The following is a 16,449-nucleotide window of genomic DNA, read 5'->3' on the forward strand; positions in this document are numbered from 1 at the left end:
AGAATTATGATCAGCCTAATTTATTGGCAGGTAAACATAAAATATAGTGCCCTGGCCCAAAACGGATTCTACTTGTATAGAACCGTTGTGCTGCTTCACAATATTATTGGTTAGAGAAAGACCAATACCATAGCCTGAAAAATTCAAAGCATTGGCTGAACGGTAAAAGGGCTGAAATATCTTTTTAATATCTGCTGCACTAATACCAATACCAAGGTCTTTAATCGCGATAACCATCTGTTGATTCTTATAACTTACTGTACATAAAACTTCCTGACCTACAGAGAATTTAATCGCATTTTTAAGAATATTATTAATGGCAATAAATAACAACTGCCTGTTTCCTTGTAAGGTTCTTTTAGACTGATCGGCTGGTAAATCATAAACAATTTTAATAGGATCAGTATTCGTTTTAAAGGCCAGTTCATCTGCAATTTCCCAGATCAGCTCGTCTATTCTTATACTTTGAAAGTCTTTGTTATCTAAATTGGTTTGCATCAGCTCCATTAAACTATTGATGATATAGTTTAACCTTTCCACACTGCCTACAATTTCCTGTAAAGCATGCTTATACTCTTCAGGACTACGCTCTTTCATTAAAGTGATTTCAGCCTCTCCTAATATGGAAGTAATCGGTGTCCGCAATTCGTGGGAAGCATTCGCAACAAATGACTTCTGACTTTCAAAAGATTGCTCCAGATGTTCCAGCAATTGATTAATAGCGGAAGATAAATTATCTGTTTCGTCAGTTTTTGAATGGTTAACAGCTAACCTGTGGTGTAAGCTGGATGCCCTGATCCTTTTCAGGTTATCTGTAATGGAAACGATAGGCTGCAAAGAAATACGCGCAAATATACGCCCTATGAAAAAAGTGATAAATAAAGAACTGATAAAGAAGGCAGTCATAATCAGCCGGAGCTGCTCCATATCATGTAAGCCGCGGTCATCAATCGCAGAAACTACAACGATAAAATTACCCGAGTTATCCGGATAGTAAATACCTGTGATCTGTGTTTCTCCCTGCCTTAAATGAATGGATTTCTTTTTAACGATCTGTGCCAATAAATCATGTTTCCAGCTAATAGAGTCTTCCCTGGTGAATTTAGAGTTAAACTTATCGTCATAAACCCGGATAGATTCATGGGTGAGCGACTGCGGAAATTTTTTGGCTACCTGCCGGAATATATCTTTTGATAAGTTGTCTTCTGCAAGGTAAAACTGCGCAACTGTTACAGCCCTTTCATCGAGCTTATTCATAAAAGATTTTAAACGATTATGTTCTACCAGGACATAAATACCTGTTAAGACCACCAAAAGTAAAATGGCGAACATAAAGGTAAATTGCAGTGACAGTCTGTTTTTAACTTTCATCGGGACAGCTTTTGCTTCATTAATTATCCTTTGATCACATAACCCATTCCAATCACAGTATGGATTAGTGGCTGATCAAATCCTTTATCAATTTTAGCACGCAGGTAATTAATGTAAACGTCAATCAGGTTGGTCCCCCTGTTGAATGAGATTCCCCAAACTGCTTCCGCAATATAAACTCTGGATAATACGCGCTCTTTATTAGCCATCAGGACTTCCAGCAGTGTAAACTCTTTAGCAGATAGAATGATATTTTTGCCGTTACGGGTGACTGTCTTTTTATAACAATCCATTTCCAGATCGTGAATTCTAAAGATAGTTCCTGGTAATACCTGGTCTCTGCGTCTGCCTAAAGCTTTGATGCGGGCCAGTAATTCTGCAAAGTGAAAGGGTTTAGTTAAATAATCGTCGGCACCGTTTTCCAGTCCCTGTACTTTATCACTTACTGTATTTAAAGCAGAAAGCATCAGAATAGGAACTTCCTTTTTTAACTGCCTGATTTGCTTGCAAACTTCCATGCCATTCAGATAAGGAAGGATAACATCCAATATAATCAGTTCATAATCATTCTCCAGGGCCATTTTACATCCCATATTTCCATCGTAAGCGACGGTTACGGTATTCAGTTGTTCCTCCAGCCCCTTTTTAATAAATGCAGCAACCTTTGGCTCGTCTTCAATCATTAAAATATTCATTTTCCTGGTAATTATGAGTGCATATTGATTGCCTCAAAGATACCCCTAACGAATAGATTTTTAACCTACATTAAAGGATTTTAATGTTGATTATCAATTTATTAGCTAAAATAAGGGTTGAAAGTTGAATAGCTCTGAGAATGAAGCTTATGGAGATTAAAACAACATTAAAACAGAGGCCGGGAAATGAGGCGGCCCCCGGAAAAACCAGGAGCCGCTAAAAATTTACTCCATATAATCAGCCTGGCGGCTTAATAAAGCACGGTATTTATTGAATACCGCAGTTTTGGAAACAAAGCCAATATATTCTTCCTGTTCATTCAAAACAGGTAACAGCCACGCATTCTCTTTTTCCATCTTTTTCAATACTATTTTCATAGAATCAGTGATGAATACAATAGAAGGTGCGGTCTGCATCAAATCGTGTACAGTTAAGTCCGGATTAGCCGGATTGTTGATTGCTTTTTTCAATACATCTTCTACATAGATCAAACCTTTGAATGATTTGTCCTCTGCAATGACCGGGAAGATATTTCGTTTAGACTGCAGAATTTCCGGCAGCTTCTCAGCAATAGTTTCTTCCTCATTCAAGACCAGGTAATCTTTCTCTACCAGGTATTTTAACTTCATCATGTGCAGCACTGTAGTGTCTTTGTCTTCATGAGACATCAGTTCGCCACTTTCAGCAAGAGGTTTAGTATAGATAGAATATTTGTTTGTACTTCTGTTGATCAGATAAGAAATTGCTGAAGTGATCATTAAAGGAACCATCAGCACATAACCGCCCGTAATTTCTGCAATCAGGAATATTCCGGTAAGCGGGGCGTGCATAATTGCACTCAGCGAAGCCGCCATCCCTGCTACGATAAAATTAGAAACGTTCACATGGGCAATTCCTAAAGTATTAATCGTGAAAGCGAGCAGGAAACCAATTAATCCGCCCATAATTAAGCTGGGCGCAAAAATACCCCCGTTACCACCGGCTCCAAGTGTAACCAAGGTAGCCGCCGATTTTGCAAATACGGTAATCGCAGTGAATATAATAACAACAGTAGGGATATTACTATAAGCAGAAAAAATACTGTTCGTAATGACAGCCGTGTAATTCCCGCCTAAAAGATTTTTAATCGTCACATATCCCTCTCCGTACAAAGTAGGAAACAGAAAAACCATTGCCCCCAATACAAGACCACCAACCGCAACCTTTTGATAAGGATGTTTGATCTTATAGAACATGCCTTTGATAAAGTAATTGGCTTTGGTAAAATACATCGAAAACAGACCAATCAGCACAGCCAGTACAACATACCAGACCAGCGAATTGAATTTCCATCCTTCGGTTACCAGAAAGAACAATTGTTCATTGTAAAAGAAACGTGCCACCACTGCAGCTGTAGCTGAAGAAAGTAACAAAGGTATAAATGCCGGAATCGTAAATTCAGGTAACAGGATCTCAATCGCAAAGACAATTCCCGCAATAGGGCTGTTGAATGCGCCCGCAATACCTGCGGCTGCACCACAGGCCAGTAACATCGTAGTTTCGCGGTAAGAGAGCCCTAAAAAGCGTCCTACAACAGAACCTATACCTCCACCACTGGTCACAATTGGCGCTTCCAGTCCGGTTGATCCTCCAAAGCCGACTGTTAAAGCCGCAGTGATAATCTGTGAATAGATATTATGGGGTTCTACCCTGCTTGATTTCCTGGAGATCGTATAGAGTAAAGGTGTTAAACCGGTTTCAAATTTCCCTTTCCGGATAAAACGCCTCACATACATCACAGAAAGCAGTATCCCTATAAATGGAAACACCAGGAACAGGTAATACTTATATTGCCAGTGAAAACCGTCTTGTAAAAAGTCTTCAATATGATGGGTAATGGTTTTTAGCAGTGCCGCAGCAAGTCCGGCCAAAACGCCAACTATCATGGCCGCTATAACGAGGAAATTTCTATTGGAGATTTTTGTCCTTCGGTATTGATTTACAGCGTCAAGATAGTTGACCAATCTTACGTACATTTCTTAGGAGTTTAGCAGTCGAATTTATCTAACAATTTAATCAGTGTAGCAAAGTCTTTTGGGTATGGTGCATCGATTTCGATGTCTTCCCCATCCAGGCCTTTAAAGATAACGTGTTTGGCATGCAGTGCGAAACGCTTCATGATCGGAAGCTCTTCATCATCTTTTGCAATCCGGTACCCTTTTTTGATACTGGATAAAAATACAGGTTTACCTTTATATAGGGTATCTCCGCAAATCGCAGCACGCTGTGTAGCCAGGTGAATCCTGATCTGGTGCATACGGCCTGTAATCGGCTTACATTCTACTAAAGTATAATGTCTGTAAAATTTAATAGAATTAAAAATGGTTTCAGCACGTTTACCTTCCTTACGGTCAATCGTAACGCTCCTGTTTCCATCATTTAAGATAGGCAGGTCAATAAAAAGCTCTTTAAACGTAAACAACCCGTCAACAACGGCATGATACGTCTTTTGAACTTTACGCTTCTCGAATTGCATCGAGACTGAACGATAGGCTTCCGGGTTTTTAGCAATGATGATTGCACCTGATGTTTCTTTGTCTAAACGGTGACAAACCTGGGCATCAGCTGAATACTGTTTTGCAAGGCGAAGTATATTAACTTCGCCGGAGCCGCCACGCTCGTCTAATGAGGCAACAAATGGCGGCTTATTTACAACGATATGGTTATCGTCTTCGAATAGAATGAGGTCTTTAAATGAAGGATATTTCAATGGTGTGGATTTATAAAACAGTACAAAAGTACAATTTCATCCTTTACCATTTGAAATAAGAATGTAAATGATTAAGAAAGTTCGAATTTATACCCTACTCCTTTGACAGTTGCCACGTAAGTTTCGCCCAGTTTCTCTCTCAGTTTACGGATATGCACATCTATAGTCCGGTTAGTGACTACCACAGAATCTTCCCAGATATTTTTAAGGATCGACTCTCTGGTGTATACTTTACCTGGTTTGGAAGCCAGCAAATACAGCAATTCAAATTCTTTCTTTGCCAGTACTACTTTTTGTCCGCTCTGATAAACAAGATAAGCTTCTCTGTCGATTACTAAATCGCCAATTTCAACTTTGTTCTCAGAAACCTCATCATTACTTACGTTTCTTCTCAATATTGCATTGATACGGCTTACTAAAGCACGTGGCTTAATTGGTTTAGCGATATAATCATCTGCACCGACATTAAAACCAGCAATCTCTGAGTACTCTTCACTTCTTGCGGTCAGAAAAACCATGAAAGTATTTTTGAACTCAGGGATAGCACGCATCAGACGGCAGGCTTCAATCCCATCCATCTTAGGCATCATGATGTCCAGAATGATCAGATCAGGATGCACTTTTTTTGCAACTGCGATCCCATCCTGTCCGTTGCTGGCCAGGTAAACCTGATAACCTTCTTTTTTAAGGTTATATTCAACTAACTCTAAGATATCAGGTTCATCATCAACTATCAGTATCTTTTGTTTTACGGCGCTCATGTCTTTAAATATTTGTTACGAAATTAAGTAATCATTTGCATAACCAGGTTAAAGGTAAGTTAACAAATTGTTAATGACACCTGATAGTTTAACATTGAATTAGGGTTAACGTAAAGTCTTGGCCAAAAACGTATCCAGCTCTTCAGCTCTCAGGTTTTTAGCAATGATTTTACCTGTTGGATCTAATATAAATGAGCTTGGGATGGCTTCTACCTGGTACATTCTTACTGTAGGGCTTTCAAAATCTTTCAGTTCACTGGCATGTGTCCATGTTAATCCGTCTGCAATTACCGCTTGTTTCCACGCTACAGGGTCTTTATCCAGGGATACACCCAGAATAGTGAATTTTCTGTCTTTATATTTATTATAAACCTTTACTACGTTTGGATTTTCCTGCCTGCAGGGCTGACACCAGGAAGCCCAGAAGTCAAGCAAAACATATTTACCTCTTAAATCCGATAGTTTAACTGTTTTACCATCAAGTGTATTCATGGTAAAATCTGGCGCAAGCTGACCGATTTGTACAGATTTCAGTTTAGCCATTCTCACTAAAAAGTCAGTTACTGCTTCGTTTTTATTGAAATTACTCTTAATTTTTTCTGAGTAGGCGATCATTTCCTTTTCATAATCACTTGGATTTAAAGAGTTGATGGCATAAAATCCAGCAAGGGAGGTGGTATTGTCCATGGCAAATTTCAGGATATAGTTCACCAATCCTTCATTTTCTTTAATCAGGGCTGGTCGCATCTGGTTTGCAATGGCATCCCTGTTGTGTGGCTGATTGGCAACATTTTCTTCAAATTGTGCCTGTAAAGCTGCAAGCTTCGCTACATACTGGTTTTTATTTTTATTCAGTTCTTCCAGTTTATCAGCTTCTGCTGCTCCTGATAATTTATAGGCCAGGTTTTTATCTTCAAGATCTGCATCTAATTTAATGACATCACCATTTTTAGCAATCAGCATATATTCGCTGTTATCAATCTTCACTCTGAAAAAGTCAACTTCAGGTGTACTTCTGCTGAACTTAAATTCTCCTTTATTGGATAATACTGTAGAATCGAGTGGTGTTTCGCTTGCTTTATTAATTCCGTATAAATAAACCTTTGCTTGTGGTTTAGCATGTTCAAATTTCCCGCTGATCTCAAATTTACTTTTGTCATTACAAGCAACAAACGCAACGCATACGATTAATAGGGTGGCTATTCTTTTCATATTTATATACTCTATAGATTAATCCTTATTTTAATTTTTCCAATAACAGTTCATTAATTTTTGCGGGGTCTGCTTTCCCTTTTGCCATTTTCATGACCTCTCCGACAAATAAACCCAAAACTCCTTTTTTACCGGTTTTATAGGCTGCAACCTGTGGTTTGAATTTTTCCATCACCTGATCCACAAAACCAGCTAACTCACCATCGTTTTCTACAATCAGCAGGTTAAGCTTTAAAGCGAGCGTTGCAACATCCGTGTCAGCATCCTGAGCTGATTGAATAGCCGGTAGTAATTGCTGTAAAGCGATCTGTTGCGTGATTTTCTTTTCGTCTACCAGGTTAACCACGGCAGCAAGCTGTGCAGGGCTTACTTTAAAAGTAGTAATCGTCAGATCCTGTTCATTTAATAAAGCTCTGATCGGTCCTGTGAGCCAGTTAATCAGGCTTTTAGGGTTCTTTACTAAAGCTAAAGCAGCATTCAGATAGTCCAGCAGTTCTTTATCCTCCGTAAATATGGAAGCTTCTGAATTATTCAGGCCGAAATCTGCCATCAGCTTTGCGGTAATTTCACGGGGTAATGCTGGCATCCTTGCTCTTAAAGCAGCAAGCCATTGATCTGTGATCACTATCGGCGGCAGATCCGGATCAGGGAAATAACGATAATCGTTTGCCATTTCTTTAGTCCGCATCGGCGCTGTGGTTCCAAGGTCAGCGTCAAAGGTTAAAGTGCTTTGAATAATTGAGCCTCCGCTGGTGATCACTTCGATCTGGCGGTTAAATTCGAATTCCATCGCCCTGCGTACATTACGGATAGAGTTCAGGTTTTTGACTTCGCAGCGTGTACCAAATTCTTCGGTTCCGTTTTCACGGATAGAGATATTGGCATCACAGCGGAAACTTCCTTCTTCCATATTTCCATCCCCTACGTCAAGATGCCTCACCAGCTTCCTCATTTCGGTTAACAGTACAGAAGCTTCTTCGGCAGAGCGAATATCAGGTTCCGTGACAATTTCTATTAAAGGCACTCCTGCCCTGTTCAGGTCTACAAAAGAATAATTATCATCCTGGTCGTGCATGCTTTTACCTGCATCCTCTTCCATGTGGATCCTGTTGATCCCGATACGCTTTTCTGTACCATCACTTAAAACAAGGTCGATATATCCATTCTGGCAAATCGGTTTATTATCCTGAGTGATCTGGTATCCTTTAGGCAGATCGGCATAGAAGTAATTTTTACGGTCAAAATAGTTGGTTTGATTGATCGTACAGTTCAGGGCGAGCCCCATTGTGATCGCTTTTCCAATTACTTCTTTATTCATTTTCGGCAATGCACCAGGCAATGCCAATGAAACCGGAGAGATATGCGCATTCGGTTTTGCACCAAAAGCTGCGCTATCTGAAGAAAATATTTTCGATTTTGTATTTAACTGAACGTGAATCTCTAAGCCTGATACCAATTCAAATGCTGTGGGAGAAATAGCAGTTTTCGTACTCATTTAAGGGCAATAAATTAAACTAATGTCGTGAATTACTGTCTCACAAATATAACCAAATAAGTTTATGACCATGGGTTTAGGACGCATTTATAATCATGGCATAAACTTTGACAATTTACATACACACACAAATTTGAAACGTTATGAGAAAATTACTTTTAATTGCTGCGATCGGAATTGCTTCCCTGGCAGCTGCACCGGCGGCGAAAGCCCAGGTGAGTTTAAGTATAAATATTGGATCACAACCCCAATGGGGCCCTAGAGGCTACAATCACGTCGATTATTATTACCTGCCTGATGTGGATAGTTATTATTATGTGCCCACACGCCAGTTTGTTTATTTAAGCGGCAACAGATGGATTCATGCCCGTTCTCTTCCTTCCAGGTATAGAGGTTACGATTTGTATGGCGGCAGAAAAGTAGTAATTAATAACTATGCTAATCCATGGACCAGGCATAATTATTACAGAACACAATATGTAAGCAATAACTATTATAGCAGACCATCGCGCGTAGTAGTCAGAAATAATTACCGTAACGACAGAAGAGATTACAACAGCGGAAGAAATAACAATTGGGGAAAAGGTCATGACAGAGGGAATGGCTGGGGAAGAGGTAACGACAGACATGACAACGGCAACAGAGGTAATCATGGAGACAGAGGTAACCATGGCGGAGATAGAGGTAATCATGGCGGCGACAGAGGCGGACATGGAAGAGGCGGCCGTAATTAATAGATATTACCAATAAATTACTGATATTTTATTTCAGTATAGTAAAGTATCACGATCTTTGGATTGTGATACTTTATTTTTATAAGCTATTTACTGTTTTGTATTAACCTGATAAACGATGACTGAAAATATAGAAGAAATGCTGACCCGGAAAGACATTAACCCTACTGCTATGCGGTTACTGGTGCTGGATTTTCTGTTGAAGCAGTCTTCAGCAATTAGTCTGACCGATCTGGAAAAAGGGTTAGATCCTTCAGACAGAATCACTTTATACCGCGCGCTAAAGAAGTTTGAAGAAAAGGGACTGGTTCATAGTATTGACGATGGTTCTGGCGCTACTAAATATGCGCTTTGCGAAAATGATTGCGAAGCCGGACATCACCACGATCTGCACGTTCACTTTTTCTGTAATACCTGCCGGGAAACTTCTTGTTTGCCTAAACACCATATTCCTCAAATTACCTTACCTGACGGTTTTAAAACTGAAGAAGTTAACCTGATCGTTAAAGGCGTTTGTAATAAGTGTGTTCAATAGTTTGCAATACCATTGCGCTATAGTTTAAAGTACCTTTGTTTTAGAGCATCGAAAAAAAGCTTAGCTTAATAGATCTCTTTGATTTAAGATACAATTATGGCCACAAAAAATATAGATACCTGCTGTGATACAGCAACAGTTCCAGAGAAAAAACCTGCCGCAGCGCAGAAGCCACATACGCACAGTCATGAAGGACATACACATGATGGTCATAGTCATGATGACCACAGTCACGACGATCATGACCACGATCATGACCATGGCGATGGTGAAAGTTCAGGCTGGAAAGGCCAGATTCCGTTATTAGCTTCCCTGGCAATACTTGCAGTGATGCTGACACTGGAATATGGTTTTAAAATCATACCAGCCAAGCCTTTTTCCCTGGCTATTTTTGGGGCTGCTTATCTGCTGGCAGGATATAACGTATTGAAGTTAGCCTTCAGAAAAGCAATGCGTCTGGATTTTTTCAACGAATTTTTCCTGATGAGTGTGGCTACAATTGGTGCATTCTCTATCGGATCTTACAGTGAAGGTGTTGCCGTGATGGTCTTTTATTCTATTGGAGAATGGTTCCAGGATGTAGCGGTATCTAACGCAAAACGCAGTATTAAAGCTTTATTAGATATTCGTCCGGATACAGTAGATGTGATCAGGGATGGAAAAATCACCACTGTTAAACCTGCTGATGTTGAAATTGGTGAACTTATTCAGGTTAAAGCCGGAGAAAAAGTAGCTTTAGATGGTGAACTGGTTTCTGCTAAAGGGACGTTCAATACTTCTGCGATGACCGGAGAAAGCAAACCAGATTCCAAAGCAAAAGGTGACAGCGTACTGGCCGGCATGATTAACCTGAATACGGTAATTGAGGTTAAAGTATTGTCGCTATTTAAAGATAGTAAACTGAACAGAATTCTGGAAATGGTACAGGATGCAACAGCCAGAAAGTCTAAAACCCAGCTGTTCATATCCAGATTTGCAAAAGTCTACACCCCTATTGTATTCGCTTTAGCAGTACTGGTAGTCGCACTGCCTTATCTATTTGTAACCAATTATATTTTTGCAGAATGGTTATACCGTGGTCTTGTTTTCTTAGTGATCAGCTGCCCTTGTGCTTTAGTTGTTTCGATTCCACTGGGTTATTTTGGCGGAATAGGGCTGGCTTCTAAAAACGGTATTCTGTTTAAAGGATCAAACTTTTTAGACGTGATGACTACGATCAATACCGTAGTGATGGATAAAACCGGGACACTGACTAAAGGTGTTTTCAAAGTACAGCGTGTAGTTGCAGTGAATGGCGATGAAAAAGAGTTATTGCGTTTAACTGCGGCTATTGAAAGCAAATCTACCCACCCTATTGCCACTGCGGTAACTTTACATGCGGGCGATATTTTACAAGGCACAAAGATTGGCGAAGTAGAAGAAGTGCCAGGAAAAGGTCTTAAAGGCTTAATTGACGGCAAACAGGTTCTGGCCGGAAATATCAGGTTACTGGATCAGTTTAACATTAGTTATGCTGAGGAAGCAGCGAAAGAAGAAGATACTGTGGTTGTAGTTGCGATAGATGGCGTTTATGCCGGGTTTATTACCATCGCTGATGAACTGAAAGAAGATGCAGTACAGGCGGTAAAGGAAATGCACGAAATGAAGATCCAGACGGTGATGCTGAGTGGTGATAAACAGGCTGTGGTTGACAAAATAGGCAGATTACTAGGGATAGATCGTGCCTTTGGAGATCTTTTACCAGAAAACAAAGTTGAAAAAGTAGAGGAGCTGAAGCAGCAAGGCAAACATATTGCTTTTGTTGGGGACGGAATTAATGATGCTCCGGTTGTAGCATTGGCTGATGCAGGGATTGCTATGGGCGGATTAGGTAGTGATGCCACTATTGAAACTGCGGATATTGTAATTCAGAACGATATGCCTTCAAAAATTGTCACTGCGATTAAAATCGGAAGACTGACTAAAAACATTGTATGGCAGAATATTGCACTGGCCATGGGCGTGAAAGTAATCGTACTGATTTTGGGAGCCGGTGGTGTTGCTACCTTATGGGAAGCAGTAATCGCAGATGTAGGTGTTGCTTTACTGGCGATTTTAAATGCAGTCAGAATTCAGAAAATGAAACTTTAATTTTAATTATCTTCATCCCTGAAATGAGAAGATTACAGGGAATAAAAAACTGCTGGAAATTAAGCCTGATCATAATCAGCTTAATTTCCTGTGGTCATCCGAAAGACAGCATTTATCAGGCAGAATTATTTACTGAAAAGACAGACCTGAATATACCTGCAAAAAACAAGCTTTTTCAAAGACTCACATTAACCAGCAAAAAGGAAGAATTGATAGGTGGTATATTTGGGCGCAAGGGGCACATGTCCTGGAATATTATCAATTACAGAGATACCACGATCCACTTTAATCCTAACCTGAAAAATGTAGTTGAGGATTATCAGTCAGCTGAAATACCTTTATTTGATTTTTCAGCAATTTATTATCTGAATCCACAAAAAACTGCATTCCTTGCAGATATGCCGGGGCCTTCCCATATCAGCAGCCGTTTTTTTGTATTTTGTGCACAACCAAACGGCCTAAAAGTTTACCGGGTCGAGCGTCCTGTTCAAGAACAGCTTTCCTCCGGAGACGAAAGCCTCTACCTGGGTATTTCTAAAATAGGCGGTAATCTGCTGTTGGTCAACAATGATTACCTTTTTAATCAGCGAACGGCAAAGGCATACCTGATCCCAAGACCAGATCCGAAAGAAAGAATGCAGGCAGATTTTACGATCCTCTCGCCTGATGGAAAAACTGTAGTTTTTAATGCAAAAGGCAGTTCCACTGACCAGTTTGACTATATCTATCAATTCCATTATCCAAGCGGCAAATTTGAAACAGATAGTATTCGTGCGGATCAATATCAAAGTCCGTTACTGGACAAGAAAAAAAAGTGGCCGGAAACTCACTATGACTGGAACAAAGATGCAAATGGAAGAATGTTTCTAAAACCTAAAACGGCTTTTAGTTTAAAATAATGCTATAAAAAACACTTCTTTCATTTACTTGTTTAGGTAGTATGGAACAGCTGCAACCTGAAACTAAACAAATCAATTTACTTTGGGAGGGTCACCATTATAAATCGGTAGAGAATTGTGTGGTGACTATCCAGGAAAAAGGAACCGAAATCACTGCTGTGGTTATTGGAGATTCCGGTGAAAAGCCTTTTCGCCTGGATTATACTATCAGAACCAATCAAAAATGGGAAACTGTCTTTTTTGATATTAAAAGTCAATTTGATGATCAAAGAGTTGAATTAAGCTTTGAAAGTGATGGAAAAGGTAACTGGACTGATCATGGAAAACCGCTGGAAGAATTTAAAGGCTGTATAGATATTGATATTTCCCTGACCCCATTTACGAATACTTTACCCATCAGAAGACTGGGTTCAAAACTGAAGACAGAACAAGAAATTAAAGTGATTTACTTTGATATTCTGAAACAGCGGGTCAGACCCAATTTACAGGCGTATATCGCATTAACAGACTTTTGTTACCAGTACCGGAATATAAACAACGGTTATGAGGCTTTGCTCACGGTTGACGAACAAGGACTTGTGGTTGTTTATCCGAGCCGGTTTATCAGAGGTACACACGTAGAGAGCAATTACTAGCTTATAAAAAACGTGCTGTCTTTTTAGAGACAGCACGTTTTTTGTATTGCAATTTTGATTACTGAATTAAGGTCGCCGCTTTTTCCAGCACTTTAGCTAATCCGTCTTTATTTTTCCCTCCGGCAGTAGCGTAGAAAGGCTGGCCTCCTCCGCCACCCTGAATATCTTTCGCCAGTTCTCTAACCATATTCGAGGCATTGAGTTTTTCATCTGCAACCAGATTATCAGATAACATGACACTGATTCCTGGTTTGTCATCAATCAGGGTCGTGAAAACAAGGTATAAATTATCTACAATATCCTTAATTGAAAACGCAAGGTTCTTCACTGCATCTGCACTTGGAAGATCTACATGAACAGCAATCATATTGATGCCGTTGATCGTTTTCATATGGTGAACGATTTCATGTTTAAGATTTCCTGAACGCTCTACAACCGCTTTTTCAGCTTCTTTTTTAAGTTTGTTATTTTCTTCAATCAAAGCTGTAACCGCACCAGCCAGGTCTTTATTTCCTTTAAGTAACGCTTTTAACTCACTGATTTCCTTATCCTGTTGTAAAATAAACTCTTCTGCGCGATCTGCCGTAATGGCTTCAATACGTCTTACACCCGCAGCTACAGCACTTTCAGAAATGATCTTAAAGTAACCGATCTGACCAGTTGCCTGAACGTGTGTGCCACCACATAATTCCTTCGAATAGTTATCATCGAAAGTAATGATGCGGACAAAGTCTCCGTACTTTTCACCAAACAAAGCAGTCACCCCGCTGGATAATGCTTCCTCGTAAGGTACAAGCCGCTGCTCTTTTAACGCGATGTTAGCTCTTACTCTTTTGTTAACGATGTGCTCAATCGCTGCTAATTCCTCCTCAGTGATCTTGCTGAAGTGAGAAAAATCGAAACGCAGGTAATCTGCATTCACCAAAGATCCCTTTTGATTCACATGATCGCCCAGGACGCTCTTTAATGCTGCATGCAGTAAATGTGTCGCCGAGTGGTTGTTATTCGTTTGTACGCGCTTATCTTCATCCACAACGGCCCAGAACTGACCATCTATGTCTTCAGGTAAAGAGTCTGCGAAATGTACGATCACCCCGTTTTCCTTTTTGGTATCTGTAATTTCAATAGAAAACATTCTGCTATGGTCTTCCAGACGGCCTGTATCGCCTACCTGACCACCGCTTTCACCATAGAAAGGTGTTTTCTGCAATACGATCTGATATTGTTCTTTTCCTTTGGCAGTAACTTGTCTGTATTTTAATATTTTAGTTTCAATTTCCAGGAAGTCATAACCCACAAATTCCGTTTCGGGATCATCATGAACGGTAATCCAGTCACCGGTGTCAATTGCTGTTGCAGCTCTTGACCTGGCTTTTTGCTTCTGAAGGCTTTTCTGGTATTCCTCCATATCCACACTCCATTTTTTCTCCCTTGCCATCAGCTCGGTCAAATCAATCGGGAATCCGTAAGTGTCCTGCAATTCAAAAGCAAAATCACCTGAAATTACCATCTGGTCTTTAAGGATGCTGTAAACCCATGGATCTTCAAAAGATTTCTCCAGGTCAATTGCATTTTCAGACATCAGGAAGTCTGCTTGTTTAGCGGTGTAATTTTCAAAACGCTGAATACCTGTAGCCAGTGTTCTCAGGAAAGAAACTTCTTCTTCCAATACTACTTTCTGAACAAAATCCTGTTGTAAAACCAGTTCTTCAAAAACGCCTTTGAACTGCTCTGCAAGAACAGGCACCAATTGGTTTAAGAAAGGTTCTTTTAAATCAAGGAAAGTATAAGCGTAACGTACTGCTCTTCTTAAAATCCTGCGGATCACATACCCTGCTTTATTGTTTGCAGGTAACTGCCCGTCTGCAATTACAAATGAAATTGCACGGATATGATCGGCCATCACGCGCATCGCAATATCCGTTTTTTCATCAGCGCCATAAGCTATACCAGCCTTTTTTGCGATGAACTGGATCAGTGGCTGAAATACATCAGTATCATAGTTTGAAGCCTTATTCTGCAACACGCGAACCAGGCGTTCAAAGCCCATTCCTGTATCAACGTGTTGTGCAGGTAATGGCTGTAATGAACCATCTTTCAACCTGTTGAACTGCATAAATACGTTGTTCCAGATCTCTATCACCTGTGGGTGATCTGCATTCACCAATTCTTTCCCGCTTGTGGCTGCACGTTCATGATCAGGACGGCAATCTACGTGAATTTCAGAACATGGGCCACATGGCCCCATATCTCCCATTTCCCAGAAATTGTCTTTTTTATTTCCCAGAACGATGCGCTCTTCCGGAACGTATTGCTTCCACAATTCGAAAGCTTCTGTGTCTCGGGGAAGGCCTTCTTTTTCGTCTCCTTCAAAAATGGAAACGTATAATTTATCTTTAGGGATACCATAAACTTCTGTCAATAATTCCCAGCTCCAGGCAATAGCCTCTTTTTTGAAGTAGTCACCGAAACTCCAGTTGCCCAACATTTCGAACATCGTATGGTGATAGGTGTCTATCCCCACTTCTTCAAGGTCATTGTGTTTGCCGGAAACCCGTAAACAACGTTGCGTATCGGTTACCCTTGGATACCTGGCGGGTGCCTCTCCCAAAAAGATGTCTTTAAACTGATTCATACCTGCATTGGTAAACATCAGTGTCGGATCATTTTTTACAACGATAGGTGCGGATGAAACGATATGGTGTTGTTTCGATTCAAAAAAAGCTAAATATGCGTGTCTGATTTCTTTTGCTGTCATTCGTAGTAGAAATTATCCAACAAAATTAAAATTTTATTGCGGTATTCTACTAAAATCCCTTTACATTTGAATGCTTTATATAAAAGCTATAAACCACTAAATATCAACATAGAAGTATGCCTTACAAGGAACGGGAAATTAATAAAATGTATTATACGATGGGTGAGGTGACGGAAATGTTCAATGTAAACGCCTCACAGATCCGCTTTTACGAGAAGGAATTTGACGTTCTGCAGCCTAAGAAAAACAAGAAAGGGAACCGTCTTTTCACTCCGGAAGATATTGAAAATCTAAAGATCATTTTCCACCTGGTGGATGATAAGGGTTTTACGCTTAAAGGTGCAAAAGATCATTTAAAGAATAATAGTGCAGACGTTAAAGAGAACCAGAAGATCATTGCCTCCCTGGAAAAGCTAAAAGATTTCTTATTAAAGTTAAACGACGAAATTTAATTAATAAATTAACTTAGTTAAT

General features: G+C 40.0%; 14 protein-coding genes. 6 read left to right on the forward strand and 8 right to left on the reverse strand.

Going from position 1 to position 16,449, the window contains the following annotated elements; translation table 11 throughout:
- Positions 1-15 precede the first annotated feature (15 nt).
- From LY11_RS04405 to gatB, 7 genes are all read right to left on the reverse strand, one after another.
- Entirely contained in the window at positions 16-1,371 is a 1,356-nt protein-coding gene (locus tag LY11_RS04405) for a sensor histidine kinase (RefSeq protein ID WP_111632511.1), read from the reverse strand.
- Positions 1,372-1,394: 23 nt separating this feature from the next.
- Entirely contained in the window at positions 1,395-2,066 is a 672-nt protein-coding gene (locus LY11_RS04410; protein ID WP_111632512.1) for a response regulator, read from the reverse strand.
- A gap of 225 nt (positions 2,067-2,291) precedes the next feature.
- A complete protein-coding gene (locus tag LY11_RS04415) occupies positions 2,292-4,082 on the reverse strand; it encodes a chloride channel protein (protein ID WP_111632513.1) in 1,791 nt (596 codons plus the stop codon).
- Between the two features lie 11 nt (positions 4,083-4,093).
- A complete protein-coding gene (locus LY11_RS04420) occupies positions 4,094-4,816 on the reverse strand; it encodes an RluA family pseudouridine synthase (RefSeq protein WP_068396435.1) in 723 nt (240 codons plus the stop codon).
- Positions 4,817-4,887: 71 nt separating this feature from the next.
- The gene (locus tag LY11_RS04425) at positions 4,888-5,577 is read right to left on the reverse strand and encodes a response regulator transcription factor (RefSeq protein WP_068396433.1); all 690 of its coding nucleotides are present in this window, start codon (positions 5,575-5,577) and stop codon (positions 4,888-4,890) included.
- 105 nt (positions 5,578-5,682) lie between these two features.
- Positions 5,683-6,789 (reverse strand): TlpA disulfide reductase family protein, encoded by a 1,107-nt coding sequence (locus LY11_RS04430; protein WP_111632514.1) that lies wholly within the window; start codon positions 6,787-6,789, stop codon positions 5,683-5,685.
- 25 nt (positions 6,790-6,814) lie between these two features.
- The gene (gene gatB / locus LY11_RS04435; protein WP_111632515.1) at positions 6,815-8,284 is read right to left on the reverse strand and encodes an Asp-tRNA(Asn)/Glu-tRNA(Gln) amidotransferase subunit GatB; all 1,470 of its coding nucleotides are present in this window, start codon (positions 8,282-8,284) and stop codon (positions 6,815-6,817) included.
- Between the two features lie 143 nt (positions 8,285-8,427).
- Between gatB and LY11_RS04440 the strand changes: the two genes are divergently transcribed.
- From LY11_RS04440 to LY11_RS04460, 5 genes are all read left to right on the forward strand, one after another.
- The gene (locus LY11_RS04440; protein ID WP_211321485.1) at positions 8,428-9,018 is read left to right on the forward strand and encodes a hypothetical protein; all 591 of its coding nucleotides are present in this window, start codon (positions 8,428-8,430) and stop codon (positions 9,016-9,018) included.
- A gap of 118 nt (positions 9,019-9,136) precedes the next feature.
- Positions 9,137-9,553 carry a Fur family transcriptional regulator gene (locus LY11_RS04445; RefSeq protein ID WP_111632516.1) on the forward strand — a complete coding sequence of 139 codons (417 nt, stop codon included), beginning with the start codon at positions 9,137-9,139 and terminating at the stop codon, positions 9,551-9,553.
- 96 nt (positions 9,554-9,649) lie between these two features.
- The gene (locus LY11_RS04450; protein WP_111632517.1) at positions 9,650-11,683 is read left to right on the forward strand and encodes a heavy metal translocating P-type ATPase; all 2,034 of its coding nucleotides are present in this window, start codon (positions 9,650-9,652) and stop codon (positions 11,681-11,683) included.
- Between the two features lie 23 nt (positions 11,684-11,706).
- Complete coding sequence (locus LY11_RS04455; RefSeq protein WP_111632518.1) at positions 11,707-12,582, forward strand: hypothetical protein; 876 nt, start codon at positions 11,707-11,709, stop codon at positions 12,580-12,582.
- Positions 12,583-12,623: 41 nt separating this feature from the next.
- Positions 12,624-13,217 (forward strand): putative glycolipid-binding domain-containing protein, encoded by a 594-nt coding sequence (locus LY11_RS04460; protein ID WP_111632519.1) that lies wholly within the window; start codon positions 12,624-12,626, stop codon positions 13,215-13,217.
- Positions 13,218-13,275: 58 nt separating this feature from the next.
- On the opposite strand, the gene alaS is transcribed toward LY11_RS04460, so the two are convergent.
- Positions 13,276-15,975, reverse strand: coding sequence for an alanine--tRNA ligase (gene alaS, locus LY11_RS04465; protein WP_111632520.1), 2,700 nt, complete (start codon positions 15,973-15,975; stop codon positions 13,276-13,278).
- 116 nt (positions 15,976-16,091) lie between these two features.
- Between alaS and LY11_RS04470 the strand changes: the two genes are divergently transcribed.
- Positions 16,092-16,427: a MerR family transcriptional regulator gene (locus LY11_RS04470; RefSeq protein WP_068396413.1), complete on the forward strand. Its 336-nt coding sequence runs from the start codon at positions 16,092-16,094 to the stop codon at positions 16,425-16,427.
- The last annotated feature ends 22 nt before the right edge of the window (positions 16,428-16,449 follow it).

The organism is Pedobacter cryoconitis (assembly GCF_003259615.1).
GTDB lineage: Bacteria > Bacteroidota > Bacteroidia > Sphingobacteriales > Sphingobacteriaceae > Pedobacter > Pedobacter cryoconitis.

What these genes read in the sequence shown, in the direction of transcription:
- LY11_RS04445 (WP_111632516.1), top strand. Translation starts at nt 9,137, where the DNA reads ATGACTGAAAATATAGAAGAAATGCTGACCCGGAAAGACATTAACCCT.
- LY11_RS04410 (WP_111632512.1), bottom strand. Translation starts at nt 2,066, where the DNA reads ATGAATATTTTAATGATTGAAGACGAGCCAAAGGTTGCTGCATTTATT.
- gatB (WP_111632515.1), bottom strand. Translation starts at nt 8,284, where the DNA reads ATGAGTACGAAAACTGCTATTTCTCCCACAGCATTTGAATTGGTATCA.
- alaS (WP_111632520.1), bottom strand. Translation starts at nt 15,975, where the DNA reads ATGACAGCAAAAGAAATCAGACACGCATATTTAGCTTTTTTTGAATCG.
- LY11_RS04405 (WP_111632511.1), bottom strand. Translation starts at nt 1,371, where the DNA reads ATGAAAGTTAAAAACAGACTGTCACTGCAATTTACCTTTATGTTCGCC.
- LY11_RS04470 (WP_068396413.1), top strand. Translation starts at nt 16,092, where the DNA reads ATGCCTTACAAGGAACGGGAAATTAATAAAATGTATTATACGATGGGT.
- LY11_RS04440 (WP_211321485.1), top strand. Translation starts at nt 8,428, where the DNA reads ATGAGAAAATTACTTTTAATTGCTGCGATCGGAATTGCTTCCCTGGCA.
- LY11_RS04425 (WP_068396433.1), bottom strand. Translation starts at nt 5,577, where the DNA reads ATGAGCGCCGTAAAACAAAAGATACTGATAGTTGATGATGAACCTGAT.
- LY11_RS04450 (WP_111632517.1), top strand. Translation starts at nt 9,650, where the DNA reads ATGGCCACAAAAAATATAGATACCTGCTGTGATACAGCAACAGTTCCA.
- LY11_RS04415 (WP_111632513.1), bottom strand. Translation starts at nt 4,082, where the DNA reads ATGTACGTAAGATTGGTCAACTATCTTGACGCTGTAAATCAATACCGA.
- LY11_RS04460 (WP_111632519.1), top strand. Translation starts at nt 12,624, where the DNA reads ATGGAACAGCTGCAACCTGAAACTAAACAAATCAATTTACTTTGGGAG.
- LY11_RS04455 (WP_111632518.1), top strand. Translation starts at nt 11,707, where the DNA reads ATGAGAAGATTACAGGGAATAAAAAACTGCTGGAAATTAAGCCTGATC.
- LY11_RS04430 (WP_111632514.1), bottom strand. Translation starts at nt 6,789, where the DNA reads ATGAAAAGAATAGCCACCCTATTAATCGTATGCGTTGCGTTTGTTGCT.